2 protein-coding genes are annotated in these 1,409 nt (G+C 73.5%); one reads left to right on the forward strand and one right to left on the reverse strand.

Translation table 11 applies throughout. The annotated features are described in order from the left end of the window. On the reverse strand, positions 1-215 hold a 215-nt coding region (locus ACZ5CR_RS45185; protein WP_468869469.1), incomplete at its 3' end, for an NAD(P)-binding domain-containing protein. A gap of 58 nt (positions 216-273) precedes the next feature. Here ACZ5CR_RS45185 and ACZ5CR_RS45190 point away from each other — a divergent pair. Then, on the forward strand, positions 274-1,269 hold the full coding sequence (locus ACZ5CR_RS45190) for a LysR family transcriptional regulator (RefSeq protein WP_468869475.1): 996 nt from the start codon (positions 274-276) through the stop codon (positions 1,267-1,269). Positions 1,270-1,409 lie beyond the last annotated feature (140 nt).

The following is a 1,409-nucleotide window of genomic DNA, read 5'->3' on the forward strand; positions in this document are numbered from 1 at the left end:
CGCACCGCGTCGGGGCCCGCCAGCATCGTGATGACGACATCGGCGTCCCGCACGGCTTCCGCGGGGTCGGCGGCGAGCCGGGCCCCCGCCCCCACGAGCGGCTGCGCCTTCTCGGCGGTCCGGTTCCAGACCGTCAACGGGTGCCCTGCCGCGAGGAGTTGGCGGGCCATCGGCGCACCCATGTGCCCCAGTCCAAGAAACGCGATCTTCTCCATGCGTCCGACGCTAGGCCCGGCCACGCGATGCGACAAGCGAATGTCTAGCATGCCACCCATGCCTTCTCCGCATACCGCACGGATGGCCCAGGCACCGCCACCGCCACCACCCGACCTCTCCACCCTCTGGCTGCGCGTCTTCCTGGACGTCTCGCGGCACGGATCCTTCACGGTGGCCGCCCGCGAGCTCGGCTGGACGCAGTCCGCCGTCTCGCGTCAGATCTCCTCGCTGGAGGCGGCCCTCGGCGGCGCCCCGCTCTTCGACCGGCTGCCACGGGGCGTACGTCTGACCGCACACGGCCGTACGCTCCTGCCGCACGCCGAGGAGACAGTGGCCCGACTCCGCACCATGCAAAGGGAGTTGGCAAGCCTCCGGGACCTGACCGGCGGAACCCTGCGCTTCGGGGCGTTCGCGACGGCCGACGCGGCGCTCGTGCCACGGGCCATCGCGGCGTTCCGCACCCGGCACCCCGGTGTGACGCTCACCCGCGAGGAGGGGCTGACGCCCGGGCTGCTCGCGCGCCTCGGGGCCGGCGACCTCGACCTCGCGATCGTCTCCTCCACGGGCGGGGCGCTGAGCGGCGGCGACATGGGGGCGTACGAGTTGCATCACCTCCTGGACGAAGGGCTGTACGTCGCCGTCCCTCCCGACCACCCGCTGGCGGGCGACGCTTCCGTACGTCTGCCCCAACTCGCCGCGGAGGACTGGATCTCCGGCAGCGCATACGCCGAGGGGACCCTCCTGGAGGAGGCACACCGGCACGGTTTCCGCCCGAGGATCGCCCATGTCGTCGCCGAGTGGACCGCCAAGCAGGGCTACGTGGCCGCCGGGCTCGGCGTCACCCTCGTGCCCGCCCTGGCCGCCGAGTCCGTCCGCCCGGACATCACCCTGGTCCCGGTGCGCGACGAGGACGCGCCGCCGCGCGCCGTGTACGCGGCGACGACGCGGGGCCGGGTGCCCGCGCCGGCGGTGGGCCCGTTCCTGGAGGCGCTGCGGGCTACTCAAGTCGACGCGCAGGGCGGCGCGTTCCTACCAAGGTCGCCCACGGCGTAGACCGACGGCGGTCGAGGACGGGCGGGGCCGCTGGCAAGACTGGGCCCACCGTACGGACCGTACGGACGGACACAGGGGAGGCACCATGCCGAGTGACGGGATCAAACGGGCGCAGTTTCTTGCCGGGGCGGGGGCCGTGG

Source organism: Streptomyces sp. NPDC031274, assembly GCF_055570235.1.